Annotated in this window: 27 protein-coding genes; 16 read left to right on the top strand and 11 right to left on the bottom strand. The window is 67.6% G+C overall.

The features are described 5' to 3' along the window. Positions 1 to 42: 42 nt before the first annotated feature. Positions 43 to 588 (top strand): GtrA family protein, encoded by a 546-nt coding sequence (locus PSR88_RS32085; RefSeq protein WP_037179117.1) that lies wholly within the window; start codon positions 43 to 45, stop codon positions 586 to 588. Between the two features lie 3 nt (positions 589 to 591). Here PSR88_RS32085 and PSR88_RS32080 read toward each other — a convergent pair whose 3' ends face one another. Genes PSR88_RS32080 through PSR88_RS32060 form a run of 5 tightly spaced genes read right to left on the bottom strand, consistent with a single transcriptional unit; the run spans position 592 to position 4650 of the window. After that, the gene (locus PSR88_RS32080; RefSeq protein ID WP_011598244.1) at positions 592 to 1926 is read right to left on the bottom strand and encodes a sensor histidine kinase; all 1335 of its coding nucleotides are present in this window, start codon (positions 1924 to 1926) and stop codon (positions 592 to 594) included. An 8-nt stretch (positions 1927 to 1934) separates the two neighbouring features. Beyond that, positions 1935 to 2615, bottom strand: coding sequence for a response regulator transcription factor (locus tag PSR88_RS32075; protein ID WP_025432276.1), 681 nt, complete (start codon positions 2613 to 2615; stop codon positions 1935 to 1937). Positions 2616 to 2654: 39 nt separating this feature from the next. Then, positions 2655 to 3212 carry a PH domain-containing protein gene (locus PSR88_RS32070; RefSeq protein WP_016883186.1) on the bottom strand — a complete coding sequence of 186 codons (558 nt, stop codon included), beginning with the start codon at positions 3210 to 3212 and terminating at the stop codon, positions 2655 to 2657. A gap of 15 nt (positions 3213 to 3227) precedes the next feature. After that, positions 3228 to 3785, bottom strand: a complete 558-nt coding sequence (locus PSR88_RS32065) for an HdeD family acid-resistance protein (RefSeq protein ID WP_009479500.1) — start codon at positions 3783 to 3785, stop codon at positions 3228 to 3230. 16 nt (positions 3786 to 3801) lie between these two features. Continuing rightward, positions 3802 to 4650, bottom strand: coding sequence for a biotin--[acetyl-CoA-carboxylase] ligase (locus PSR88_RS32060; protein ID WP_029539458.1), 849 nt, complete (start codon positions 4648 to 4650; stop codon positions 3802 to 3804). A 116-nt stretch (positions 4651 to 4766) separates the two neighbouring features. Here PSR88_RS32060 and PSR88_RS32055 point away from each other — a divergent pair, with 116 nt between their 5' ends. Genes PSR88_RS32055 through PSR88_RS32045 form a run of 3 tightly spaced genes read left to right on the top strand, consistent with a single transcriptional unit; the run spans position 4767 to position 7421 of the window. Next, the gene (locus PSR88_RS32055) at positions 4767 to 6407 is read left to right on the top strand and encodes an acyl-CoA carboxylase subunit beta (protein ID WP_342338683.1); all 1641 of its coding nucleotides are present in this window, start codon (positions 4767 to 4769) and stop codon (positions 6405 to 6407) included. Then, a complete protein-coding gene (locus PSR88_RS32050) occupies positions 6404 to 6766 on the top strand; it encodes an acyl-CoA carboxylase subunit epsilon (RefSeq protein ID WP_016883188.1) in 363 nt (120 codons plus the stop codon). Before PSR88_RS32055 ends, PSR88_RS32050 begins: the two co-directional genes overlap by 4 nt. Positions 6767 to 6776: 10 nt before the next feature. Then, positions 6777 to 7421, top strand: coding sequence for a Maf family protein (locus PSR88_RS32045; protein WP_009479497.1), 645 nt, complete (start codon positions 6777 to 6779; stop codon positions 7419 to 7421). On the opposite strand, the gene PSR88_RS32040 is transcribed toward PSR88_RS32045, so the two are convergent. Then, positions 7404 to 9122 carry an MFS transporter gene (locus PSR88_RS32040; RefSeq protein ID WP_016883189.1) on the bottom strand — a complete coding sequence of 573 codons (1719 nt, stop codon included), beginning with the start codon at positions 9120 to 9122 and terminating at the stop codon, positions 7404 to 7406. The genes PSR88_RS32045 and PSR88_RS32040 overlap by 18 nt on opposite strands. Before the next feature lie 248 nt (positions 9123 to 9370). On the opposite strand from PSR88_RS32040, the gene PSR88_RS32035 reads away from it, so the two are divergent. Together PSR88_RS32035 and PSR88_RS32030 are read left to right on the top strand one after the other, a co-directional pair. After that, complete coding sequence (locus PSR88_RS32035) at positions 9371 to 10888, top strand: condensation domain-containing protein (RefSeq protein ID WP_029539459.1); 1518 nt, start codon at positions 9371 to 9373, stop codon at positions 10886 to 10888. Next, complete coding sequence (locus tag PSR88_RS32030; RefSeq protein ID WP_016883191.1) at positions 10888 to 12330, top strand: condensation domain-containing protein; 1443 nt, start codon at positions 10888 to 10890, stop codon at positions 12328 to 12330. Before PSR88_RS32035 ends, PSR88_RS32030 begins: the two co-directional genes overlap by 1 nt. On the opposite strand, the gene PSR88_RS32025 is transcribed toward PSR88_RS32030, so the two are convergent. Next, on the bottom strand, positions 12290 to 12706 hold the full coding sequence (locus PSR88_RS32025) for a group III truncated hemoglobin (RefSeq protein ID WP_016883192.1): 417 nt from the start codon (positions 12704 to 12706) through the stop codon (positions 12290 to 12292). The genes PSR88_RS32030 and PSR88_RS32025 overlap by 41 nt on opposite strands. A gap of 147 nt (positions 12707 to 12853) precedes the next feature. Here PSR88_RS32025 and PSR88_RS32020 point away from each other — a divergent pair, with 147 nt between their 5' ends. From PSR88_RS32020 to PSR88_RS31990, 7 genes are all read left to right on the top strand, one after another. Continuing rightward, positions 12854 to 13753 (top strand): sulfurtransferase, encoded by a 900-nt coding sequence (locus PSR88_RS32020; RefSeq protein ID WP_011598236.1) that lies wholly within the window; start codon positions 12854 to 12856, stop codon positions 13751 to 13753. Then, complete coding sequence (locus PSR88_RS32015) at positions 13750 to 14166, top strand: SufE family protein (protein ID WP_009479492.1); 417 nt, start codon at positions 13750 to 13752, stop codon at positions 14164 to 14166. The genes PSR88_RS32020 and PSR88_RS32015 overlap by 4 nt, the downstream gene beginning before the upstream one ends. Positions 14167 to 14187: 21 nt before the next feature. Beyond that, complete coding sequence (locus PSR88_RS32010) at positions 14188 to 15564, top strand: condensation domain-containing protein (RefSeq protein ID WP_016883193.1); 1377 nt, start codon at positions 14188 to 14190, stop codon at positions 15562 to 15564. A gap of 132 nt (positions 15565 to 15696) precedes the next feature. Continuing rightward, a complete protein-coding gene (locus PSR88_RS32005; RefSeq protein WP_342338679.1) occupies positions 15697 to 17487 on the top strand; it encodes an acetyl/propionyl/methylcrotonyl-CoA carboxylase subunit alpha in 1791 nt (596 codons plus the stop codon). A gap of 68 nt (positions 17488 to 17555) precedes the next feature. Next, complete coding sequence (locus PSR88_RS32000; protein WP_011598232.1) at positions 17556 to 17966, top strand: DUF1707 domain-containing protein; 411 nt, start codon at positions 17556 to 17558, stop codon at positions 17964 to 17966. Between the two features lies 1 nt (position 17967). Further along, positions 17968 to 18306: a hypothetical protein gene (locus tag PSR88_RS31995; protein ID WP_009479487.1), complete on the top strand. Its 339-nt coding sequence runs from the start codon at positions 17968 to 17970 to the stop codon at positions 18304 to 18306. A gap of 2 nt (positions 18307 to 18308) precedes the next feature. Continuing rightward, a complete protein-coding gene (locus PSR88_RS31990; protein ID WP_009479486.1) occupies positions 18309 to 18641 on the top strand; it encodes a VanZ family protein in 333 nt (110 codons plus the stop codon). Here the strand turns inward: PSR88_RS31990 and PSR88_RS31985 are convergent. From PSR88_RS31985 to PSR88_RS31975, 3 genes are all read right to left on the bottom strand, one after another. Further along, positions 18605 to 19393, bottom strand: coding sequence for a tyrosine-protein phosphatase (locus PSR88_RS31985; protein WP_011598231.1), 789 nt, complete (start codon positions 19391 to 19393; stop codon positions 18605 to 18607). The two genes, PSR88_RS31990 and PSR88_RS31985, sit on opposite strands and share 37 nt — an antisense overlap. Further along, a complete protein-coding gene (gene lat, locus PSR88_RS31980) occupies positions 19390 to 20733 on the bottom strand; it encodes an L-lysine 6-transaminase (RefSeq protein WP_016883194.1) in 1344 nt (447 codons plus the stop codon). The genes PSR88_RS31985 and lat overlap by 4 nt, the downstream gene beginning before the upstream one ends. A 65-nt stretch (positions 20734 to 20798) precedes the next feature. After that, on the bottom strand, positions 20799 to 21263 hold the full coding sequence (locus tag PSR88_RS31975; RefSeq protein ID WP_011598229.1) for an Lrp/AsnC family transcriptional regulator: 465 nt from the start codon (positions 21261 to 21263) through the stop codon (positions 20799 to 20801). 209 nt (positions 21264 to 21472) lie between these two features. On the opposite strand from PSR88_RS31975, the gene PSR88_RS31970 reads away from it, so the two are divergent. Further along, a complete protein-coding gene (locus PSR88_RS31970; protein ID WP_016883195.1) occupies positions 21473 to 22990 on the top strand; it encodes an aldehyde dehydrogenase family protein in 1518 nt (505 codons plus the stop codon). 30 nt (positions 22991 to 23020) lie between these two features. After that, positions 23021 to 24025: an acyl-CoA dehydrogenase family protein gene (locus PSR88_RS31965; RefSeq protein ID WP_009479481.1), complete on the top strand. Its 1005-nt coding sequence runs from the start codon at positions 23021 to 23023 to the stop codon at positions 24023 to 24025. Here PSR88_RS31965 and PSR88_RS31960 read toward each other — a convergent pair. Further along, positions 24022 to 24414, bottom strand: a complete 393-nt coding sequence (locus PSR88_RS31960; RefSeq protein WP_011598227.1) for a hypothetical protein — start codon at positions 24412 to 24414, stop codon at positions 24022 to 24024. The two genes, PSR88_RS31965 and PSR88_RS31960, sit on opposite strands and share 4 nt — an antisense overlap. A 95-nt stretch (positions 24415 to 24509) precedes the next feature. Here PSR88_RS31960 and PSR88_RS31955 point away from each other — a divergent pair, with 95 nt between their 5' ends. Continuing rightward, complete coding sequence (locus tag PSR88_RS31955) at positions 24510 to 24641, top strand: hypothetical protein (RefSeq protein WP_009479479.1); 132 nt, start codon at positions 24510 to 24512, stop codon at positions 24639 to 24641. The last annotated feature ends 13 nt before the right edge of the window (positions 24642 to 24654 follow it).

Raw genomic sequence — 24654 nt, 5'->3', positions numbered from 1 at the left:
CAATTGGTGGTATCCGGTCCGACTTTCGTAAACTCATCCGTTGTGTCATTTGTCGACGGCGTCCTAGCACGCGTTCCCCAGCCTTTTCGGGCTCTCGCGTTGCGGCATCACGAACTGATCAAGTTCGCGATTGTGGGCGGCACCACCATGATCTTCGACCTCGCGATCTTCTATTCGCTGAGCCTGACGATCCTCGAAGAGAAGCCCGTTGTCGCAAAAGTTCTGTCCGGAATTCTCGCGACGGTCCTGAGTTATATTCTCAATCGCGAATGGTCGTTCAAGAACCGTGGCGGGCGTGAACGTCACCACGAGGCCCTGCTGTTCTTCACGATCAGCGGGATCGGTGTGCTCCTCGCGGCGGCGCCGCTGTGGATCGCCAACAACGTGTTCGACATCCGCGCCAGCCAGGAGAACCTGACCACGCTGGTGGTCGTCGACTTCGTGCTCAACTACATCATCGGAAACCTGCTGCAGATGGTGTTCCGCTTCTGGGCACTCCGCCGGTTCGCCTTCCCCGACGAGAACGTGCACATCATCGATCCGGACCTCGTCGACGAGGCCGTCGAGGAAGAGTTCGGCCACTCCTGATCGTCAGCGCGGTTCCCGGATCCCGGTGACCCGCGTCGGCACGTGCTCGCGGGCGATGGGAACGAAGATCGCGAACAGGGCCGGGCGGCGACGCTGCAGTTCCAGCCGGCCGCCGTCGGCCTCGATGAGCGCACGGGCCAGCGCCAGGCCCACACCGGTCGAACCGGCCCCCGAGAATCCGCGGTCGAAGATGTGCGGCGCGAGGTCGTTGCTGACCCCGACTCCTTCGTCCGACACCTCGACGCACACCATGGTCTCGCGGGGCGACGTCTCCTCGCCGGGCGTCCTGAGATTCTGACCCTGGATCAGGCGCACCGCCACGGTGCACGTTCCCGCCCCGTGCATGAGTGCGTTGTCGACGAGCACCGCGACGGCCTCGCGGAGCCGGGAACCGGTGGTCGACGCCATCACGTTCGTGTCCCCGCGCAGCAGCAACTCGCGGTCGGCGTCTTCGAACGGACGCTTCCAGTCCGCGATGACCACGCCGAGCTCCCGGATCACCGACACCTGGGTCTCGGTGCCGCTGCTGCGTGACGAGCGGACCAGTTCGTCGATCGCGATGGTGAGACGGTCCACCTGCGCCATCGCCTCGTCGGCCTCGACCACGACCGCGGGGTCCGAGTGCACGGACAGCTCGTCGAGCCGGAGTCGGACGGCTGTGAGGCGGCTGCGGAGCTGATGGGAGACGTCCGCGACGAGCGCGTGTTCGCGCTGCAGCCGTCCCGCGATCTCGACGGTCGCGGAGTCCAGGACGTCGGAGACGCGGTCGAGTTCGGGGATGCCGTGACGCCGGGTGTCCGGCCGGAAATCGCCCTCCGCGAGTCGGGCCGCCCGGTTGGCGACGTCCCGCAGTGGATCGGCGAGCCGCTTCGCGGTGACGTAGGCGACCACGGTGCCTGCGGCGATGGACACGAGCACCAGCAGCGCGACGGCACCGACCGCCTGGCGTTGCTGGGTGCGCATCTCGTCGGACGGCACCTCGAGGCGTAGCGAACCGGATGTGCCCATCGCGAGTGATTCCACGAGAGGCGACTGCACGGACGATTCGCCGATGTCCACTCGCGCTGCGCCGTCGTCGGTGGTCGGGTAGACCACCACCAGGCGGCCCCCGGCGGGCGTCAGCAGACGCAGGGAGTTCGTGTCGAGATCTCCCTCGACGACGCCGTTGACGCCCTCCTGGGTGATGATCTCCGTCGCCATCCGATCGAGCCGGACCTGGAGATCGCTCCGGTTGAAATCCTCGACCCACAACCACGCCGTGTAGATGAGCGGCACCCCGAGCAGCAGCGCCGTCAGGATCACGACTGCGAGGATCGACTGGAGAATTCTGCGGCGCACTACCCCGCCTAGTCGGTGTTGATGCGGAAGCCGACGCCGCGGACCGTCGCGATGCGACGCTCGGCGGCGGGGCCTTCGTCACCGATCTTCCGGCGAAGCCACGACATGTGCATGTCGAGTGTCTTCGAGCCGCGCAGTTCCACGTCGCCCCAGACCTCCGCGAGGATGGTGTCGCGGGACACCACCTGCCCCGCGTGCTCGAGCAGCACCCGGAGAAGCTCGTACTCCTTGTTGGCGAGGGCGATCTCGGTGCCGTTCACGAGCACCCTCCGGGCTGCCGGCTCGAGCCGGATGCCGCCGACCTCGACGACGGAATCCTCGCCGCCGCCGCGACGGCGCAGCAGGGCGCGCACCCGTGCCATCAACTCCGCCAACCGGAACGGCTTGCCCACGTAGTCGTCGGCGCCCGCGTCGAGTCCGACGACGAAGTCGACTTCGTCGGTGCGTGCGGTGAGCATGAGCACCGCCAGTTCCGAACTGTGGGCGCGTACCTGCCTGCACACCTCGAGACCGTCCATCCCCGGGAGTCCGAGGTCCAGGATCAACAGGTCGTACGCTCCGTCGAGCGCCTGCTCCAGCGCTGCCGGGCCGGTCTGCTCGATGGTGACGTCGTATCCCTCCCGGCCCAGTGCTCGCGACAGCGGGGCGGCAATGGCTTCGTCGTCTTCGGCAAGCAATACAGCAGTCACCTCCACAGCGTACGGAGGTGCGAAGACGGCTGTGACCGGTTACCAGCCTTTGCCGGTGTCGGCGTCGCCGCGCGGGTCGTCACGCTCCCGTTCGCGGTGGAGATCCATCGCGTCGAACACCTGGTGATAGAGCAGCGAGTGGACGCGCTGCACGTCGGGGATGTCGTCGAATTCCAGTGGATCGTCCGAGGACGACACGATGACCAGCGTTCCGGTGCGCAGCATCCGGTCGAGGAGGCCGTGCCGGAACTGGACGTTGCTGATGCGCCCCATCGGAATGTCGATCCCGGTGTGCGTCATCACACCCTGGCGGATGAGGACACGCCGGTCGGTGACGATGAAGTGGGTGAACTTCCAGCTGAGAAACGGCGCGACACAGCGCCAAACGACGAGGCCCAGCCATGCCACGAGGACGACGACGAGCACGACGTTCAGCGCGGAGCCGTCCAGCTTGTCCTCGGCGAATCCCGCCGCGAAACCCGCCACGGCCGTCGCCAGCAGAAACGTGACGGCGGGAAGCAGCAGCATCTTCCAGTGTGGATGACGGTGAAGCAGCAGTTCCTCGTCCTCGGCGAGGGCGTCCTCCGGATATCCCATGCGAAGAGTGTGCCTCTATCGCATGCGGCTGAGCACTATCGGGGTGATGACGATGATGATGCCGTACAGCACCATCCACACTCCGACCACGATCACGAACACCTCGAGCGACAGTTCGGGCTGCAGGAGAACGAAGCCGCCGGCGACGACGCTGATCACGCCGAGCACGATGGTCAGCCCACGATCCGCGACCGAACCCGAGGCGCCTTCCACGATCTCGAGCACACCCCGGAACACCCACCACGCACCGACGACGAGCGCGATGATCACGACGGTCTGGAGGGGGCTCCTCAGCACGAGGAACGCCAGAAGTATTGCCAGGGCGCCGGATACGCCCACCAGGGTCCGCGCGGCTGCCCCGGCCTCGACGTCGGCGAACGCCCGGATGATCTGGACGATCCCGAAGCCGAAGAACTGGATGGCGATCAGGACCGCCAGCACTGTGAGCGTCACGTGCGGCCACACGAGCACCGCGATGCCGAGACCCAGTGTGAGCAGACCGAGCACCACCGTGAGACCGGTCAACGTGCGCCGGGCTGCGGTGACGGAGGACTCCGGAATTGAGGTACTCATGTACCACAGTGTCGCACTACTCGGTGCGCACCGGGCGTAAATGTGTGATGTCACCTGCGGCGACGGCGATCGTGCCGGGCTGACCGTCGGGGGCGATCACGACCCGGCCCTCCGCGTCGACGTCCGTTGCGATGCCGATCAGTTCACGCCCGCCGGGCAGTTCTGCGCGCACTCGCTGGCCGAGCGTGCCGCAGCGGGCGCGGTAGGCCTCGGCGAGTTCCGTGACGTCCCAGTTGGCGTCGTGCCATTGCTGCCAGCGATCGGCGATGGCGCGCAGCACCGCCCGCACGAGGGTGTCGCGGTCACTGACCTCGGCACCTTCGAGGACGAGCGACGTGGCGTGCTCGACGGGCAGTTCGTCCCTCGTGAGACTCACGTTGAGACCGATTCCGACGACCACCGCGGGATCCGGTGCGGTGGCGGACACCTCGGCGAGGATGCCGGCGACCTTGCGGCCGTCGATGAGCACGTCGTTGGGCCATTTGAGTTCCGCAGGAACCTTGGCGGCAGCGCGGAGCGCGTCGACGACGGCGACACCGGTCAGCAGTGGCAGCCACCCCATGTCCTGGACGCTCATCCCCGGCATCGTCAGCAACACGGAGACCGCGATCTGCGCCTGCGGCGGACTCACCCAGGCGCGTGAGTGGCGGCCCCGGCCGCTGCCCTGGAATTCGGCGAGCAGCACGTGCCGGTCGCAGTTCGACGTCGCGGCCCGCGCGAGAAGATCGGCGTTGGTGGACCCGGTCTCCTGCACCACGTCGAGCCGCGCCCAGAACCTGCGGGTGTCGCTGTCGTCGTCACCTCGGACGAGCGCCGCGCGCAGATTGTCGGCGTTGAGAGGGGGTCGGTTCAGGTCGGTCCACATCACCACAGCCTAGGACGAGCTGTAAAAGGTACTGGTCAGTAGCCGGGTCCGGGCAACCCGCCGCCTGACCACCTCCCTTGGCAGAAGCTCGCCGGCTCTCGTTAAGCTGACCTGTCATGACCACTGTTCAGGAGCCGAGCGCGGCGGAGTCGGCGAGTACGCCCGATATTCACACGACGGCGGGAAAGCTCGCCGACCTGCGTAATCGTCAGGCCGAGGCGCAGCACCCGAGCGGTGAAGCCGCGGTCGAAAAGGTCCACGCCAAGGGCAAGCTCACCGCCCGCGAACGCATCACCGCCCTGCTCGACGAGGGCAGCTTCGTCGAACTCGACGCCCTCGCCCGGCACCGCTCGGTGAACTTCGGCCTCGCCGACAACCGCCCCGTCGGCGATGGCGTCGTCACCGGCTACGGCACCGTCGACGGCCGCGACGTCTGCGTGTTCTCCCAGGACGCCACCGTCTTCGGCGGCTCCCTCGGCGAAATCTACGGCGAAAAAATCGTCAAGGTCATGGACCTCGCCCTCAAAACCGGGCGCCCCCTGATCGGCATCAACGAAGGCGCCGGCGCCCGCATCCAGGAAGGCGTCGTCTCCCTCGGCCTCTACGGCGAAATCTTCCACCGCAACGTCCAGGCCTCCGGGGTCATCCCGCAGATCTCCCTGATCATGGGCCCCGCCGCCGGCGGCCACGTCTACTCCCCCGCCCTGACCGACTTCGTCGTCATGGTCGACCAGACCTCCCAGATGTTCGTCACCGGCCCCGACGTCATCAAAACCGTCACCGGCGAAGACGTCACCATGGAAGATCTGGGCGGCGCGCACACCCACATGGTCAAGTCCGGCGTCGCCCACTACGTCGCCTCCGGCGAACAAGACGCCCTCGACTACGTCAAGGACCTGCTGTCCTACCTGCCGTCCAACAATCAGGCCGCGGCCCCCCGGATGCTGCCCACCGACCCGATCACCGGCTCCATCGACGACTCGCTGACCGCCGAGGACCTCGAACTCGACACCCTCATCCCGGACTCGGCGAACCAGCCCTACGACATGCACGAGGTCATCCGCCGCATCCTCGACGACGACGAATTCCTCGAGGTCCAGGCCGAACGCGCCGGCAACATCGTCGTCGGCTTCGGCCGCGTCGACGGCCGTAGCGTCGGGATCGTCGCCAACCAGCCCACCGTCTTCGCCGGCTGCCTCGACATCGACGCCTCCGAAAAAGCCGCCCGCTTCGTGCGCACCTGCGACGCGTTCAACGTCCCCATCATCACCCTCGTCGACGTCCCCGGCTTCCTGCCCGGCACCGACCAGGAATACAACGGCATCATCCGCCGCGGCGCGAAACTGCTCTACGCCTACGGCGAGGCCACCGTCGGGAAGATCACCGTCATCACCCGCAAGGCCTACGGCGGCGCCTACGACGTGATGGGCTCCAAGCACATGGGCGCCGACGTCAACCTCGCCTGGCCCACCGCCCAGATCGCCGTCATGGGCGCCTCCGGCGCCGTCGGCTTCGTCTACCGCAAACGCCTCCTCGAGGCCGCCCGCAACGGCGACGACGTCGACGCCCTGCGCCTGCAACTGCAACAGGAATACGAGGACACCCTCGTCAACCCGTACGTCGCCGCCGAACGCGGCTACGTCGACGCCGTCATCCCCCCGTCCCACACCCGCGGACAGATCGTGGCCGCCCTGCGCCTCCTCGAACGCAAGATGGTCACCCTCCCGCCCAAGAAGCATGGGAACATCCCCCTATGACCGCTATCACCGAGGACGACGTGCGCACCGCGACAGGTTCGGACGCGACGTCGTCAGTCAACGGTTCCGCAGCGGACACCACGCTCGCGGACGGTGCGGCCACCGACTTGCCGACTGACACGGACGGGACAGCCGCCGACGCGGCCCGTGAGCCTTTCCTGAAGGTGGTCAAGGGCTCACCGTCCGACGAGGACATCGCGGCGCTCGTCGCGGTGCTGTCCGCGGTCGCCGCCGCCGGCAGCGGTGAACCGGATTCGCACGTCCCGCCCGAGTCCTGGGGCGCCCCGACGCGGATGCACCGGAGCGTCGCGCCGTTCTCGCCGTACGCGTTCCCGAACGTGTCGGCGTACCGGCGTTGATCAGGATCCGGTGACGTCCTTCGTTCTCGCCTCGGCTTCCCCGGCGCGGCTGGCTGTTCTGCGCAGCGCCGGGGTGGAGCCGATCGTGCGAGTCTCCGGAGTCGACGAGGATGCCGTCATCGCGGCACTCGGTGCCGACGCAGCCCCCGAGCACGTCGTCACCGAACTGGCCCGCGCCAAGGCCAGCGACGTCCTCCCTGTTCTCGCGCGGGACGGGATCTCGGACGCCGTCGTCGTCGGATGCGACTCCATGTTGCTGATCGACGGGTCCCTGCAGGGCAAGCCCGGAACCGTCGACGTCGCCCGCGCGCGGTGGTCGGCGATGGCCGGCCGTAGCGCGACCCTGCTCACCGGGCACAGCGTCCTGCGGATCGCGGAGGGCGCGGTGGTGGGTGACGCACACGATCACAGCGCCACCGTCGTCCATTTCGCGAGCCCGCCGGACGCCGATCTGGAGGCCTACCTCGCCACCGGGGAGCCATTGCAGGTCGCGGGCGCGTTCACTCTGGACAGCCTCGGGGGTTGGTTCGTGGACCGCATCGAGGGCGATCCGTCCAGCGTGATCGGTATCGGCCTGCCGCTCGTCCGGAGGTTGCTCGCGGAGGTCGGTGTCGGCGTCGCCGAGCTGTGGGCGTCGTCAGGCCGCGTCGACTGACTGTTCGTCGACCGACAGGTTCCGGCGCGGAAGCGTCAACGACGCCACACCGATAGCCGCCGCGACGGCCGCGATGATCCACAGGATGCGGCGCTCTGCCTGGAGAAACGCCTCGCCTGCCGCTGATCGGGTCGATTCCCGTGCGGCTACCACAGCGGAGTCGGCGGTTTGCTGCTGAGCGGCGCCGAGCGCCGCACCCCCGGATGCCGGCGAACGGCATTCGTCGGGCACCTTCATCGGGGACGTGGACCCGAGTTGCTCCGTCGCGCAGCGCACGAACGTGTCCTCGGCGCGCGGGATCAGCGCCGGCGGCACCCCGGCCTCGGCGAGTTGCGCGGTCAACGCAGGCCGCTCGGCTTGCACCGCGTCCGCCGACTGCGTCGCGACGAGGTTGAAGAACACGACGCCGATCACCGCGAGGCCGATCGAACTACCCACCTGCTGGACGGTCGGGAGCAGCCCCGACACCGACCCGGCGTTCCGCGGTTGCACGGTCGCGAGGATCGCCGTCTGCAGTGGCGCCACGAACAGCCCTAGCCCGGCTCCCCCGATGAACAGCGGCCCGGCCAGCGCCGACCACCGCGGATCGGTGCCCTCGTGCTGCAGTTGCGCCGCCAGCACGACGAGGGAGCCGGCGAAGAGCAGCATCCCGAGAGGCAGGACGAGGTTGCCGATGCGCCGGTACACGGCAGCGGAGGCCAGCGCGGCGAGCCCGGTTCCCAGCGCCCACGGCAGCGTCATCACCCCGGCCCTGAGCGGGGAGAACCCGAACCCGAACTGCAGGGTGAGGGAGATGGTGAAGATCAACGACGTGAGAGTCCCGAAGAACACGAACGCGATGGCCGCGCCGAGCGAGAACGCGCGGTCGGTGAACAGCTCGAGGCGCAGAACCGGGTCGCCGCCGCGGCGCCCGAGCCGCCACTCGTAGACGACGAACGCGATCAGGACCGGTACCGAACACAGCAGCATCACCACGAGCGACGTCGGCCAGCCGCGTTCCCGGCCCTCCGCGAGCGGAAAGATCAGGAGGAACAGTCCGAGCGCCGACAGCACGGCGCCGCCCACGTCGAGCCGGCGGATGCCGTCGGGCTTCGCGTCGACGAGATAGAAGTAACCGAGGACCAGGGCCGCGAACCCGATCGGGAGATTGACGAAGAAGATCAGCCGCCAGCCCCAGTCGAAGAGATCCCATTGGATGAGAAGTCCGCCGACGAGCGGACCGCAGATTGTGGCGAGCCCGATGGTCGCGCCGTAGATTCCGAATACGCGCGGGTGCGAGCGTTTCGGAAAGAGTCCCGAGATGATGGCGAACGTCTGAGCCGACATCGACCCCGCCGCGAGGCCCTGCAACGCCCGCGACACGACGAGCGCGGTCGGCGACTGGGCCAGTCCGCAGAGCAGAGAGGCAACGATGAAGGCGGCCAGTGCGGTGAGGAAGACCCGTCGTCGGCCGAGCAGATCCCCCAGCCGCGCCCCTGTGATCAGCGAACATGCGAACGACAGCGTGTAGACGCTCACCATCAGCAGCTGCGCCGACACCGAGGCGCCGAGATCGACCGCGATGCTCGGAAGCGCGACGTTGACGATGGTCGCGTCCAGGAGTTGCATGAACACGGCGGCGAGACTGGTGGCCAGACCCAGCCACGGGACCCAGCGACCGAGTTCGCCTCGATAGAGTGCGTCACGCTGAGTCACAAGCATCCGGACAGGCTAGCGGCTCGAACCTCACAGAATGCTGTGAGGTAGTTCAAAGGTTGCTGGATAATACGCGAAGAACTTGCAGCGTAGAACCCTTTTGCCCGACACTTGACGGGACCGGGACCGACCTGTAATCAGTCTCATACTTCTTTACCTCTCGCGGTAAGGCACTCGGTGCCGCATCCTGTTGCGAGAAAGTCCGTGCCACACCCGACCGAACTCGCAACTCGAATCCGACCAGGAGCCGCTCGATGGACTTGAACTTGATCACCCACTGGAAGCCAGAGCCTGGGAGGGTCGTCGAGTGGAAAGTCACGGACGCGAGTGCACGAGCGGCTGCCGATGCGCCGGTGGATCCGGCACTGCCGACCACCATGCAGGAGCGGCACCTGCGCCGGGCTCGGCTGGCGGCGAACAACGGCGAGACGCAGTCCCCGTGGATCGGCATCGCCTTCGACTTCCCCGGTCGCCTCGACATCGCCGCGATGACGCGAACCCTGGAGCGCTACGTCCTGCGGCACGACACGTTGCACAGCTGGTTCTCGTTCGAGAACGCGGACGCCGACCCCACGGACACCACCAATGCCGTCCGACGGCACGTCGTGCCCGCAGGCTCCATCGCGCTCACAGCGCACGAGGGCGAGACCCTCACCACCCCTGAGCAGGTCCGTGACCACGTCGCCGCGCGCTTCGCGAACGATACGAGCGCGCTGGCCTGGCCCGCATTCGTGTTCGGGGTGGTCGAGCACTACGACACCGGGGCGCCCGGGAGCGAGGACAGCTTCACCCTGTTCCATGCCGTCGATCATGCGCACACCGACATGCAGTCGATGATCCTCACGTTCGCCGAGACCCGGACCATCTATCAGGCCGAACTCGACGGCGAGGAGCCCGAACTGCCGGACCCGGGCAGCTACGTGGAATACAGCCGGCGGGAACGGGAGAAGGCGGCGACGCTGACCCTCGCCTCCCCCGAGGTCCACGGCTGGATCGGTCACCTCACCCGAAACGGCGGGACCTTCCCGAGCTTTCCCCTCGACCTCGGCGCTTCCGACGAACCCCAACCAGCCATCGGCAGCCGGTTCGACCTCGCCGACGCCGACGAGTGCGAGCGGTTCGGTGCCGTGTGCAAGGCCCACGGTTCCAACTTCATCGGCGGCGTGTTCGCGGCCCTCGCCATCACCGAACACGAACTGGTCGGGCGCGACCGCTACATGGCGCTGTCGCCCCTCACCACTCGCAACGACCCGCAGTTCTATTGGTCCCAGGGGTGGTTCATCAATCTCATTCCGGTCGGGTTCGCCCTCGAGGACGCCACGACGTTCACGGGCCTTGCCCAGCGCGCGCAGGACGCCTACCGGTCCGGCAAGGCACTCGGCGAGGTGTCCGTGCAGCAGGTGATCGACACCGTGGTCGCTCACGCCGGCCCCGAGGCGATGTCGCAACATGCCACAACACTCGCACCGCCGCCGATCGTGTCGTACATCGACGGCAGGCGGTTGCCGCAGACCGAGAGTTTCACGTCGACCCGGGCGACCGGCATCGTCGGCGGCAAGGCCACGCAGATCGCGTCGATCTGGGTGAACCGCATGCTCGAGGGCACGTGGATGGCCGTCTCGCACCCCGATACCGAAGAGGCGCACAGGTCCGTGACCGCATATGCGGAACGGTTGTCGGCCATCATGAAAACCGTTGCCCGCGAGGGCGATTACACGGTGACATCGTTCGCGCCGGCGGCGGACTCCGCGACTGCCGCAGGGGTGGAGTAGTGCACGTCACGTCGATCGACCGGTACATGCTCGAACCCGGCCTGGTGACGGAATGGTCCGTCGCGCCGGGCAAGGTCTCCCCGTCCGCGGTGCCGCCGTCGTACAACCAGCAATTCCATCTCGACACCGCCCGCACCCACGGCGTCGGCCGAAGCGTATGGATGGCAGCAGCTTTCGACCTTCCCGGGCGACTCGACCGGGATGCTCTCGCGCAGGCACTGGTGCACTTCATCCGCCGGCACGACACGCTGCAAACCGGCTTCGACGTGAGCCCGGACGCGATGGCGCGCGTGGATCTCGACCCCGAGGACATCACCGTCGTCGCGTCCGAGTCCTCGGTGACGACGTCACCGCACGAGCTCCGCGACCATCTGCGGTACCGGTTCACCGAGGCGTGCGACCCGCTGACCTTCCCCGCGTACCTGTTCGCCACCATCGAGCGCGACTCGCACTACACCGTGGTCAGTGCGTTCGATCACACTCTCGTCGACGGATACTCGCTCGTCATCGCGCTGGGCGAACTCCGGCAGATCTACCAGCGACTCACCGGGCTCGGCGGCTCGGCCGAACTCACGGAAGCGGACCTGACGAAAGAACTCGGCGATCCCGGGAGCTTCCTGCGGTACTGCGAACTCGAGGCCGAGACGCCCGTCACCGAGATCGGCGACCCCCGGGTGCGCGAATGGGCACGCTTCTACGAACGCTGCGGCGGCACCGCGCCCAGTTTCCCGCTCGATCTGGGTGTCGAAGCGGGCAGGCCTGCACCACAGGGAGCGGACGTCCGGCCCCTCCTCGACGCCGCCGACACCGAGCGGTTCGAGGAAATCTGCCTGGACTCGGGTGGAAGCCTGTTCACCGGGACGCTCACCGCGATGGGCATGGCAGTGCACTCGATCAACGGCATCTCCCGGATGCCGTTGCAGTTTCCGCTGCACATTCGCCAGGACCCGCAGTGGGCCAATGCGATCGGGTGGCTCACGACGAGCGCGCCGCTGACGGTCGAACTGACCCCCGACTGCGACTTCCAGTCCTCCCTGGCGCACACTCACGCCTCGTTCCGCACAGCCCTCACGCTCAAGGGTGTGACGATGGCCCAGGTGCGGGAGGCGCTCGGTGACGGATACCGCCGCACCCGCACCGACGTGTTCATGGTCTCGTACATCGACTACCGCAGACTGCCCGGCACCGACGATCACGACGAGCTGAACGCACACCACATCAGCAACGTGACGGTCGCGGACGACGCGCAGTTCTGGATCTCCCGCACCCAGCGGGGTCTCGCGCTGCGGTCGCGGTTCCCGGAGACGGCGACGGCACGCCGCGCGGTCACGGAATTCCTGGTGCGGTTGCGGGAGATCATGCACGACATCTGCGAGAACGGCGTCACTCCCATCGCGGAGCTCACCAGTCAACTGAACCTGGAAGGCACTCCGGTCGTCTGACCGCCGGAGGCTCGAACAGTCGTCGCCGCATCGCGCGGGCAATCTTGCCGGCCTCGACCTTGGCCCGCCCCGCGACGTCGCCTGCGAACAACTCGTCGACGCTGGACGACCACAGTTCGACCCAGCGGTCGAAGTGCCGGTCGGTGAATCCGTGCCGGCCGTGCAGCGCCCGGTGCACGGCGAACGCGCTGCCTCGGTAGACGCCGGTGCGCAGCAGGATCGTCTCCCAGAAGTCGCACATGACGGGCAGGTGGTCGTCCATGCCGATCACCGCGAGCGTCTCGAAGGCCGGCTCGAGGACCGGGTCGGCGAATGCCCGGCCGTAGAAGTGCCGGAGCAGCAGTTCCAGGTCGGCGCGCGTCGAGATGTCGGGCATGAGGCCTCCGTTCGGGTGCGAATCTACGCGTCCGGCCGGCCTCCCTCACCGTCCACGGAAGGTAAGTGTGAACGCCGGTCGGAAGAACCTCCGGCGTCCGCCTAGAATTGACGCCGTCCCCGTCGCATCTGCCCCAGGAGCCCACCCGTGCCCGTAGCGCCAGATCCAACCCAGTCCTTCGCCGAGTACGCCAACCCCGGTCGGCTCGTGTCGACGGAGTGGCTGTCCGCGAATCTGGGCACACCCGGCCTCAAGGTGGTGGAGTCGGACGAGGACGTGCTCCTCTACGACGTCGGCCACATCCCCGGCGCCGTCAAGGTCGACTGGCACCTCGACCTCAACGATCCGGTGACCCGTGACTACATCGACGGCGAGCAGTTCGCCGACCTGATGAGCCGCAAGGGCATCAGCCGCGACGACACCGTCGTGATCTACGGCGACAAGAGCAACTGGTGGGCGGCATACGCCCTCTGGGTGTTCACGCTGTTCGGACACGAGGACGTCCGTCTCCTCGACGGCGGCCGCGACGCGTGGATCGCCGAGAACCGGGACACCGCGTTCGACGTCCCCGAGACCTCCCCCACCGACTACCCGGTGGTCGAGCGCAACGACGCCCCGATCCGCGCGTTCAAGGACGACGTGCTCGATCACCTCGGCAAGGGTCCGCTGATCGACGTGCGTTCGCCCCAGGAATACACCGGCGAACGCACCCACATGCCCGACTACCCCGAGGAGGGCGCGCTGCGCGGCGGCCACATCCCGAGCGCGCTGAGCATTCCGTGGGCCAAGGCCGCAGCCCCCGACAGCCGTTTCCGCTCGCGCGGTGAACTGAACGAGATCTACGGCGGCGTGTCCGCCGACGACGACATCGTGGCGTACTGCCGCATCGGTGAGCGTTCCAGCCACACCTGGTTCGTCCTCACCCACCTGCTCGGTTACCCCAGCGTCCGCAACTACGACGGTTCGTGGACGGAGTGGGGCAACATGGTTCGCGTTCCGATCGTCAGGGGTGAAGAGCCGGGAGACGTTCCCGGCGCATCGTCATGACCGAACTACCCGATTCGCTTGCCGAGATCGTCGACGACTTCGCTGCCGTCGACGGCTCGGACAAGCTGCAGTTGCTGCTCGAGTTCAGCCGCGAACTGGCGCCTCTGCCTGCCGAACTCGAGCAGGACGCGATGGAACCGGTGCCCGAGTGCCAGTCTCCGCTCTTCCTGTCGGTCGACGACTCCGATCCGGAACACGTGCGTCTGCATTTCAGCGCGCCCGCGGAAGCGCCGACGACGCGGGGTTTCGCGTCGATCCTGCACCAGGGCCTGGACGGGCACAGTGCTGCCACCATCCTCGGCGTTCCGGACGATTTCTATTCCGCGCTCGGGCTCGCCGACGCCGTCAGTCCCCTGCGACTGCGCGGCATGTCCGCGATGCTCGCGCGAATCAAGCGGCATCTTCGCGGCTAGGCAGGGTCTGAACACACACTGATGGAATTCACCGAACTTGCCGACTACCCCGTTCCGGTGGGCGCGCTCACCGAGTGGTTGCCGTGCGCCCGCTCGGAATGGGTGGACGATCCCCGCCCGGCCTCGTACATCCACGAGGCGCACCTGCGCCGGTGCTCCGACTCCGGTGGTCGCGAATCCTGGCTGGGCACCGCCTTCGAGATCCACGGCACGCTGAACGTCACCGCTTTCCGGTCGGCGCTGGAGAAGTGGACCGATCGTCACGAGGTGCTGCGCTCCCACACGGCGTTCGACGCGGAGACCGAGCGCGTTAGCCGGCGCACCGTGCCGCAGGGCGGGCTGCACGTCGGGGTCGTCAGCCACGGGTACGACGCCGCCGGCGGCGACAACTTCGCGCACCTGCAGCAACTGTTCGACGAGTACGCCTCGCCGCACAGTTGGCCGTCGTACGTCTTCGCGACGCTCGAAACCGTCCAACGCGACCGATTCACGGTGTTCTTCGCGGCAGACCACTCGATCATCGACGGGTTCTCCATCGTGCTCGTCGCCCACGAGTTGACCGCCCTGTACGAGGAGGCACTGTCCGGTCGCACGGCCAACCTGTTCCCCGTCGGCAGCTACATCGACTTCGGGCGTGAGGAACGTGAGAACTCCACCGACGCCGAGGTCAAACGGGAGGCGCTCGACGTGTGGCGGTCGGCACTCGAGGGACCGGGACTCCCCGAGTTCCCGCTCGAGGTCGGCCCGCGCACCTCGTACGCCCAGCAGAACCTGTCTGCCTGGATTCTCGATGCCGACCAGGCTGCGGCGTTCAACTCGGCGTGCCGCGAAGCGGATGTGGGTTTCTTCCCCGGCCTGCTCGCGTGTCTGGGGATGGCCGGGTCGGAAGTGGCGGGGCATCAACGCTTTCGGACGGTCACTCCGGTCCATACGCGGCATTCCCCGCAGTGGGCGTCCGCGCTGGGATGGTTCGTGGGTCTGAGCCCGATCGACTTCGAGGTGACGTCGGACGACTTCGCCGCCGTCGCCCGCGAGGCCGCCGAGAGCGTGGCCCGGACGAAACCGATCTCGGTGGTCCCGTTCGACCGGATCGAGAAGGAACTCGACATCCCCATCCGGCCGCGCTTCGTCGTCTCCTACATGGACGTCAGGTTCGTGCCCGAAGCAGGCCGCTGGCACGAGCGCAACGCCCGGGCGCTGCGGAGTCGGCAGTACACCCACGACGTGTACGCGTGGATCAATCGCACCCCCCGAGGCGTCAATCTGGCGGTCCGATATCCGGGCAACGACATCGCTGCCGCGAGCGTCCACACGTGGGTCGGAAGCCTCCGCCGGCAACTGGAACAGGTTTCAACCAGCTACCCATCGGTAGGGTTGCGAAGCGTCGGACAGCCCTGACCGGGAAATTTCGGTCCGGTGACAACACGGATCGGTTCGGTGCCTAGACTCCGAAGTGACGCCGTAAACGACCGCTGGTGACACCCACGGGAGCCACCGCGGAGACAGACCATGCGAACCACAGGAGGCTCAGTGCCCAGTCATGCCAGCGCGCACATCACGAAGGTGCTCGTCGCGAACCGCGGTGAGATTGCAGTGCGGGTGATCCGGGCCGCCGCCGATGCCGGCCTGGCCAGCGTCGCCGTCTACGCCGAACCCGACGCCGACGCCCCGTTCGTGCGCCTGGCCGACGAAGCATTCGCCCTCGGCGGGCAGACCTCCGCCGAGTCCTACCTGGTGTTCGACAAAATCTTGGACGCCGCCGCCAAGTCCGGTGCCGACGCCATCCACCCCGGCTACGGCTTCCTCTCCGAGAACGCCGACTTCGCGCAGGCCGTGATCGACGCCGGCCTGATCTGGATCGGCCCCTCCCCGCAATCGATCCGCGACCTCGGCGACAAGGTCACCGCCCGGCACATCGCCGAAAAAGCCAAGGCCCCGATGGCCGCCGGCACCAAGGACCCGGTCAAGAACGCCGACGAGGTCATCGCCTTCGCCCAGGAATACGGGGTCCCCGTCGCCATCAAGGCCGCGTTCGGCGGCGGCGGCCGCGGCATGAAGGTCGCCCACACCATCGAGGAAATCCCCGAACTGTTCGACTCCGCCACCCGCGAGGCCGTCGCCGCGTTCGGCCGCGGCGAATGCTTCGTCGAACAGTATCTGGACAAGGCCCGCCACGTCGAAGCCCAGGTCATCGCCGACCAGCACGGCAACGTCATCGTCGCCGGCACCCGCGACTGCTCCCTGCAACGCCGCTTCCAGAAACTCGTCGAGGAGGCCCCCGCCCCGTTCCTCACCGACGACCAACGCCACCGCATCCACACCTCCGCCAAGGCCATCTGCAAAGAGGCCGGCTACTACGGCGCCGGCACCGTCGAATACCTCGTCCAGGGCGACACCGTCTCCTTCCTCGAGGTCAACACCCGCCTGCAGGTCGAACACCCCGTCACCGAGGAAACCGCCGGCATCGACCTGGTCCTGCAACAGTTCAAGATCGCCAACGGCGAACGCCTCGACCTCACCGAGGACCCCACCCCCCGCGGCCACGCCTTCGAATTCCGCATCAACGGCGAGGACGCCGGCCGCGGCTTCCTGCCCGCCCCCGGCCCGGTCACCAAGTTCGTGCCCCCCACCGGCCCCGGCGTCCGGATGGACTCCGGCGTCGAAACCGGCTCGGTGATCGGCGGCCAGTTCGACTCCATGCTCGCCAAACTCATCGTCACCGGCGCCACCCGCGACGAGGCCCTGGCCCGCGCCCGCCGCGCCCTCGCCGAATTCCAGGTCGAAGGCCTGGCCACCGTCATCCCGTTCCACCGGGCCGTCGTCTCCGACCCCGCCTTCATCGGCGACGGCACCTCATTCGACGTCTACACCAAGTGGATCGAAACCGAATGGGACAACCAGATCGAACCGTTCACCGGCACCCAGCCGATCGACGAGGACGAAACCCTGCCCCGGCAGAACGTCGTCGTCGAGGTCGGCGGCCGCCGCGTCGAGGTGTCCCTGCCCGGCCAGTTCACCCTCGGCACCGGCGGCGGTGCCGCACCCGGGGCGGTCCGCAAGAAGCCCAAGGCCCGCACCCGCGGCGGCGCCCACGGCGGCGCCGCCTCCGGTGACGCCGTCACCGCCCCCATGCAGGGCACCGTCGTCAAGGTCGCCGTCGAAGAAGGCCAACAAGTCGCCGAGGGCGACCTCATCGCCGTCCTCGAGGCCATGAAGATGGAAAACCCCGTCAACGCCCACAAGGCCGGCGTCGTCACCGGCCTCGCCGTCGAACCCGGCGCCGCCATCACCCAGGGCACCGTCCTCGCCGAACTGAAATAGGCGTCTGCACCACTCGTGAGTCCTTCTCGGCCCCCGGGGTCGAGAAGGACTCACAGTAGTCTGTACGCATGTCTGACGTTCCCGAGATCCGTATCGGCACTGCCGAACGTGAGCAGGCCCTGAACGTGTTGAGCGAACATTTCGCGGCGGGCCGTCTGACGGTCCCCGAGTTCGACGAGCGCAGTCGCGCGGTCACGAATGCCACCACCCGCGGCGAGCTCGATCGAGTGTTCACCGACCTCCCCGCGACCACGGTCGGCACGCCCGCCAAGGCCGAGTCGGCCGGCGCCGACAACGACCAGAACTGGCGCCGCATCGTGATGTCGGTGATCCCGCTGGTCGCTCTCGTGCTGTTCTTCGTCGTCCCTGTCGACAACAGCTGGCTGTTCTTCCTGATGATCCCTGCCGCCGGCGCCATCCTGTTCGGCACCCGCGACGACCGCCACGGCCGGGATCGCCGCCGAGACCGGGACCGCTGACGTGGAACCTGTCGAGGTCAATGCGGGTGGCTGGTACCTGCGCGCGCTGCGGGCTGACGAACGGGTCGACGATCGTCCGGCGCTCGCGGACGGTGGAATCGCCGAACCCGAATATGTCGCCCGCCGAACCGCGCAGTGGTTGAGCGACGAGCACTATTCGTGGGCGATCTGCCAGCCCAACACCGGCGAACTGCTCGCCGAGGTGGGGCTCACTCCGTCCGGGGACTCCGCGACCCTCACCGGCTGGGCGCGGACCGGCCACGAGGACGCGCTCGCGAGCGGATCGGATGCGGTGCAACGGTTTGCGGAGGGCGCGTTGGGGTTGACGGTCGAGCGGTGAGTATGCGATCCGTTCCGGTGGCAGCCCTCACCGCGCTGGCACTGGTCATGCTGCTGTCCCCCGCGTCCGCGACGCCGTCGGGTCCCGAGCATGCCGACAAGGTGGTGCACGCCCTGCTGTTCGCGGCGCTCGCGGCCGCCTCCCGGTATGCGCTTCTGACGCCACGGATCACCGTGCTCTGGCTCGCGGCGTTCGCGGTGATCACCGAGATTCTGCAGGGCGTGCTGCCGATCGGCCGGCACGGATCGGTCTGGGATCTCTGCGCCGACATGGTCGGCGTGGCGCTCGGCTTGTCCGCTCAGTCCGCGATCATGCGCTCCCGCAGCAGGGTCTGAACCCCGGCGTCGAGGCCGAGTCCGTCGGAGAAGTACCGCTCGACGGTCCCGTACTGCTCCCGCATGACGGCCAGGGACACCTCCAGATACTGCTCACGGACTCCGAGCACGGGCTCGAGCAACGCCGGATCTCCACCCGCGTCGACGAACTTCTCGAACACGCCCGCGAACGACGGAAGCAGGAGTTCGTTGGTCAGCAGGTAGTCGTGGAACACGTCTTCCTCGCTGACTCCGAGGAGCAGCAGTAGTGCCGCCGTGGCCCATCCTGTCCGGTCCTTGCCGGTGGTGCAGTGCACGAGAGCAGGAGTGTTGCTGTTCGAGGCCAGGCCGCCGAACAGCTCCCGGTAGGAGGAGACCGCGCTCGGCATCACGACGAAGTCGCGGTAACTGCCCTCGAAGTATTCGATCGCGCGCCCGCCGCCGAGTTCCCGTTCGGCGATCATCGGGTCGGCGATCACCTGGAGCATCTGCGCGGGAATCGACCGGATCCCCTTGTCGGCGAGCACGTCCAACGCAACCGCGCGGGCGCCGTCCGGGAGTTTGTCGGGTGCCGCGTCACGCTCGTCCGCGGTGCGCAGGTCGTACACCGTCCGGATCCCGAGACCGTCGAGCAGCGGCATGTCCGTGTCCGCGACCCGGCTGAGATCGGTCGAACGGAAGTACACGCCGGTGCGCACTTTCGCGCCGTCCCGGGTTCGGTAGCCACCGACGTCTCGCAGATTGGGCACGGACGTGAGCGGTATCGGCGTCATGCGTCGACGGTACCGCCCAGCACTCGGGCCAGTGCATCCACGGCGGCGTCGAGTTCGGCCGTCGTCACCGTCAGCGGCGGACGGAACCTGATCCCGCGCTTGCCGGTCGGCAGGATCAGCACACGCTCCCGGTCCCTGAGGTCGGCGACGACGCGGTCCCGCCGCTGCGGGGTGGGAAGCGTGATCGCGCACATGAGGCCGCGTCCCCGCGGCTCGGTCACCTCGGCGTTCGCGCGTGCGAGTTCCCGCAGTCGTTCGAGAAGATGCGCCCCGGTCATCCGGGCTCGGTCGACGAGCCTGTCCTCCTCGACGATCTCGAGGATCCGGCGGGATCGCACCATGTCGGTGAGGTTGCCACCCCAGGTGGAGTTGATCCGGGAGCTCACGGCGAACACGTTGTCGGGGATGTCGTCCACCCGGCCGCCGGCCATGATGCCGCAGACCTGAGTCTTCTTGCCGAACGCGACGACGTCCGGGTGTACTCCCAATTGCTGGTACGCCCAGGCGGTGCCGGTGAGACCGCATCCGGTCTGCACCTCGTCGAATATGAAGAGGGCGTCGTTCTCCCGGCAGAGCGCCTCCATCGCCTGGAAGAACTCCGGGCGGAAGTGGTGGTCGCCGCCCTCACCCTGGATCGGTTCGGCGATGAAACACGCCACGTCCGAGGGGTTCTCGGCGAACGCGCGCCGCGCCTGGTCCAGCGCATGGCGCTCGGCTTCCACGACGTCCCGCCCGTCCGCGAGGTATGGGGAGTCGATGCGCGGCCAGTCGAATTTGGGGTACCGCGCCACCTTGCCCGGCTCGGTGTTGGTCAGCGACATGGTGTATCCACTGCGCCCGTGGAACGCCTCGGTCAGATGGAGCACCTTGGTGCCGAGCGCCGGGTCGAGGCCTCGGCTCTCGTTGAGCCTGCTCTTCCAGTCGAACGCCACCTTCAGAGCGTTCTCGACGGCGAGTGCGCCACCGTCGATGAAGAAGAGATGCGGCAGCGCGGGATCGCCCAGCACCCGGGCGAACGTCTCGACGAACCGTGCCATCGGGACGGTATAGATGTCGGAGTTGCTCGGTTTGTTGATCGCCGTCGCTGCCAGTTCCCGGCGAAAGGCGTCGTCGTCCGCCAGTGCCGGATGGTTCATCCCCAGCGCCGACGAGGCGAAGAATCCGAACATGTCCAGATAGCTGGTGCCGTCCCGCTGGTCGACGAGATGCGTACCGCGTGAGCGTTCCAAGTCGAGCACCAGGTCGAAACCGTCGACCAGAATGCGCTCGCGCAGCACGTCGTGTACCTGGCTAGCCGGCAGCCCGCCCCCATCTCCGGTAAATCGAATCGCTGTGCTCATACCCAGAGATTACGTCAAAATTCCTGTGAACCGGCGACGATTCGGAAACATATCCGGCACATCGCTCACCTGTCGTAAAATGTTTGCAAGATAATAGTGCTGCGCGTGTGTACGTTGGCGGTGGCACGGATCTCCTGCAGCAGGTGTTCCAGCTCCCGTGGGGAGGCGACGCGCACCAGCAGCACGTAGCTCTCCTCCCCCGCGACCGAGTGACACGCTTCGATCGCAGGGAGGTTCCGCAACCGGGCCGGGGCATCGTCGGGCTGCGACGGATCGAGAGGGGTGATCGCGACGAATGCGGACAGACCGTGCCCGAGCGCATCCGGATCGATCTTCGCGGTGTACCCGCGGATCACTTTGCGGGCCTCGAGCCTGCGCACCCTGGACTGCACGGCGGAGATCGACAGCCCTGCCTTCTCGGCGAGTGTCGCCAGAGTCGCCCGGCCGTCGGCCACCAACTCCTGCATCAGTACCCGATCGATGTCGTCGAGAGGAGTATGGGGTGCGTCGCTACGAAAAGAATCCACCACCAGCGCAGGCTAGCCCAGCGGAGATGCCTCATGCTCGAAACGTCAGACCTGCGCGCCCGTCTTACCCCGGCGCGGAAGCCGAATTCGAGGCGAGGGCGCCGGCGTACTTCTCCCACCTACCGCGGCTCGCCGAGACACTCGGCCGGCCCGTGCACGACCCGTTCACGCTCCATTGACAGCAGCAGGATCGAACCCGAGAGGACAGCATCGTGAACCTTCCCGCCCCCGAGGAGTTGTGCCGCCGCGCCGAGGAAGCACTGATCAGGTGCGGCGCCGAGATCACCGACGCCGGTGGACCGCTCGTCGCGCGCACCCCGATCACCGGGACCGAACTGCGCACGGTGACAGCGAGCAGCGCGGACGACGTGGACCGGGCGATCACCGCGGCGCACGAGGCCTTTCTCGAGTGGCGTACCGTCCCCGCACCCCAGCGCGGCGCGGTCGTGCGTCGCCTGGGTCAGTTTCTGACGGAACACAAGACGGATCTGGCGGAGCTGGTCACCCTCGAGGCGGGCAAGATTCCGTCCGAGGCGCAGGGTGAAGTGCAGGAGATGATCGACATCTGCGAATTCGCGGTCGGTCTGTCACGCCAGTTGTACGGCAGGACGATGGCCTCGGAACGTCCGGGACACCGGCTGATGGAGACGTGGCACCCGCTGGGAGTCGTCGGGGTGATCTCCGCGTTCAACTTCCCCGTGGCCGTGTGGTCGTGGAACACCGCCGTCGCGCTGGTCTGCGGTGACACGGTGGTGTGGAAGCCGTCGGACCGGACTCCGCTCACCGCAATCGCCTGCGATGCGCTGCTGGCGCGCGCCGCCCGTGACGTCGGTGCACCCGCGGGGATCCACGCCGTGGTCCAGGGCTCGGGGGACGTCGGTGAGCGTCTCGTCGACGACGCACGCGTGGCTCTGGTCAGCGCCACCGGGTCGGTGCGGATGGGTCGCGCCGTGGGTCCGCGCGTCGCCGCGCGGTTCGGCAAATGCCTGCTCGAACTGGGCGGCAACAACGCCGCGGTGGTAGCTCCGTCCGCCGATCTCGACCTCGCCGTGCGGGGAATCGTCTTCTCCGCCGCGGGCACCGCGGGCCAGCGATGCACGTCACTGCGGCGGCTGATCGTGCACTCGTCCGTCGCCGACGAACTGGTGCAGCGCATCTCTTCCGCGTACGGCCAGTTGAAGGTCGGGAATCCGTTCGACGACGGCGTCCTCGTCGGTCCGCTGGTGAACGGCTCCGCGTTCGAGGCCATGCAGACCGCGTTGGACAAGGCCCGCGCCGACGGCGGGACCGTCGTCTGCGGCGGCGAACGCAGCGGAGGTAGCGACTCCGCCTACTACGTCTCGCCCGCCCTCGTCCGGATGCCTGCGCAGACGTCGGTGGTGCAGGAGGAGACGTTCGCACCGATCCTCTACGTCCTCACCTACGACGACTTCGATCAGGCGATCACATTGCACAACGAAGTGCCCCAAGGCCTCTCGTCGTCGATCTTCACCACCGATCAGCGTGAGGCCGAGAGATTCCTCGCGGCAGACGGTTCCGACTGCGGCATCGCGAACGTCAACATCGGCACGTCGGGTGCGGAGATCGGCGGCGCATTCGGTGGCGAGAAGGAGACGGGCGGCGGACGCGAGTCCGGATCCGACGCATGGAAGGCGTACATGCGCCGCGCGACGAACACCGTCAACTACTCCGATCGACTCCCGCTCGCACAGGGGGTGGAGTTCACCTGATCGGCGGCGTCGACCGGCTACTCTCGGGGCGTGAGCAACTGGACCGAGATGGCGCGTGAGATTGCCGAGAACGTGTTGTTCCCGGTGGCCGACAGCGTCGATGCCGACGGCGAGATTCCCGACAGTCACTTCGAGACTCTTGCCGCCGACGGCTTCTACGGACTCGCGGCACCGGGCGAAGAAGGTGTGACGCCGTCGGTGCTGGTCGACGTGATGGAGACGTTGTGCGGCGGCTGCCTCGCGACGGCGTTCACGTGGATGCAGCATCACGGCGTCGTCGCCGGTCTCGCCGCGTCCCCGAACACGGCCCTGCAGGATCGCTATCTCGACGGACTCGTCGACGGCACCGTGCGGGCCGGTGTCGCCCTGGCCGGCGCGATTCCCGTCCCGCCCACGCTGTGGGCACGCAGCGTCGACGACGGCTACGTGCTCGACGGGGTGTCGCCGTTCGTCACCGGCTGGGGCATCGTCGATCTGCTCCAGGTGTCGGCGCGCGACGAATTCGACGACTCCATCGTGCATGTCATCATTCCCGCACAACCGCTTCGGGGACTCACCGCCGAGGAACTCCCACTGATCGCGGCCCGCGGGTCCAACACGGTCCGGTTGAAATTCGACGGACTCGCCGTGCCACGCGATCTGGTGAGTGCCGTCGTCTCCCCCGAGGATTTCGCGAAGAGCCAGCTGTTCGGGTCGTGGATCAACGGGTGCATGGCGATGGGGATCACCCGGCGGGCGATCAGCGAACTGGAGGCTCTCGGCGTCGACGCCGACCCGTTCGAAGAGCAGGCCGCGCGGGCACGACTCGACCTCAACGCCGCACTCGAAGGCCGGGCGGAGATCGCCGAAGCACGGGCCCGCGCTTCGGAACTCGCCATCCGCACCGCCACCGCCCTCGTCACGGCGAAGGGCAGCTCGTCACTGCTCGCCGGGAACACCGCCGAACGTCTCATGCGTGAAGCCACCTTCACGCTCGTCGCGGCGGGACGTCCGGCGATCAAGTCGGCGTTACTGCAGCGCCTGGGCCGCGACTAGCGGGTGTGGACCCTCAGGTCACCGAACAGTGTGACAAGCGTGATCGTCGATGTGCGGGCGCCGATCACGGCCGACCGGAGGTCGAGCTTCACGTCCCCGAACACGAGCAGGGCCAGTGTCTTCACGGCGAGCGACCAGCGGCCGGAACGCTTGGTGTCGCCGAAGATTCCGATGATCGTGGACTGAGGTCGCGACACCGGTGCCGTCGGAGCCTCGACGGGAACCAGCCGCCGAAGACGCTCGACGTCGACGTCACGTGACCAGACGATCGCGGCGTGCTCCGAATACTCCTCCCATGTGAGCTTTCCGTCTCCCACCCCCTTCTCGAGGCGGGCTTGCGCGGCCTCGCGGAGTCGATCGAGTTCATGGCTGTCCCCTGCAGCAGTCATGGCTCCACCGTAGCTGTCGGTGCCCTCGCCTACTGTGTGACGGCTCCACCCGTGACGCACCGCCCCTTCGACCGAAGCGAGACAACGTGTTCAGGATGATCCGCGCAGTTGCTCTGGCGCTGCTCGCTGTGGGCGCCTATGCGGTGGTCTCCGAGCACGAGCCCGCCACCGTCGAGTTGCCGCCGCCGTCGTTCGTTCCGGCGACAGCGGACCTCACGACCGCGTGAGGGGCGGCGCACT

Source organism: Rhodococcus sp. DK176 (assembly GCF_038447315.2).
Lineage (GTDB): Bacteria > Actinomycetota > Actinomycetes > Mycobacteriales > Mycobacteriaceae > Rhodococcus_F > Rhodococcus_F jostii_A.
This window is presented reverse-complemented; position numbering and strand designations above follow the sequence as displayed.

Coding starts and splice junctions, on each gene's coding strand:
- PSR88_RS32070 (WP_016883186.1), bottom strand. CDS start 3,212: ATGGGATATCCGGAGGACGCCCTCGCCGAGGACGAGGAACTGCTGCTT.
- PSR88_RS32065 (WP_009479500.1), bottom strand. CDS start 3,785: ATGAGTACCTCAATTCCGGAGTCCTCCGTCACCGCAGCCCGGCGCACG.
- PSR88_RS32060 (WP_029539458.1), bottom strand. CDS start 4,650: ATGTGGACCGACCTGAACCGACCCCCTCTCAACGCCGACAATCTGCGC.
- PSR88_RS32055 (WP_342338683.1), top strand. CDS start 4,767: ATGACCACTGTTCAGGAGCCGAGCGCGGCGGAGTCGGCGAGTACGCCC.
- PSR88_RS32050 (WP_016883188.1), top strand. CDS start 6,404: ATGACCGCTATCACCGAGGACGACGTGCGCACCGCGACAGGTTCGGAC.
- PSR88_RS32040 (WP_016883189.1), bottom strand. CDS start 9,122: ATGCTTGTGACTCAGCGTGACGCACTCTATCGAGGCGAACTCGGTCGC.
- PSR88_RS32035 (WP_029539459.1), top strand. CDS start 9,371: ATGGACTTGAACTTGATCACCCACTGGAAGCCAGAGCCTGGGAGGGTC.
- PSR88_RS32025 (WP_016883192.1), bottom strand. CDS start 12,706: ATGCCCGACATCTCGACGCGCGCCGACCTGGAACTGCTGCTCCGGCAC.
- PSR88_RS32015 (WP_009479492.1), top strand. CDS start 13,750: ATGACCGAACTACCCGATTCGCTTGCCGAGATCGTCGACGACTTCGCT.
- PSR88_RS32010 (WP_016883193.1), top strand. CDS start 14,188: ATGGAATTCACCGAACTTGCCGACTACCCCGTTCCGGTGGGCGCGCTC.
- PSR88_RS32000 (WP_011598232.1), top strand. CDS start 17,556: ATGTCTGACGTTCCCGAGATCCGTATCGGCACTGCCGAACGTGAGCAG.
- PSR88_RS31990 (WP_009479486.1), top strand. CDS start 18,309: ATGCGATCCGTTCCGGTGGCAGCCCTCACCGCGCTGGCACTGGTCATG.
- PSR88_RS31985 (WP_011598231.1), bottom strand. CDS start 19,393: ATGACGCCGATACCGCTCACGTCCGTGCCCAATCTGCGAGACGTCGGT.
- lat (WP_016883194.1), bottom strand. CDS start 20,733: ATGAGCACAGCGATTCGATTTACCGGAGATGGGGGCGGGCTGCCGGCT.
- PSR88_RS31960 (WP_011598227.1), bottom strand. CDS start 24,414: ATGACTGCTGCAGGGGACAGCCATGAACTCGATCGACTCCGCGAGGCC.
- PSR88_RS31955 (WP_009479479.1), top strand. CDS start 24,510: ATGATCCGCGCAGTTGCTCTGGCGCTGCTCGCTGTGGGCGCCTATGCG.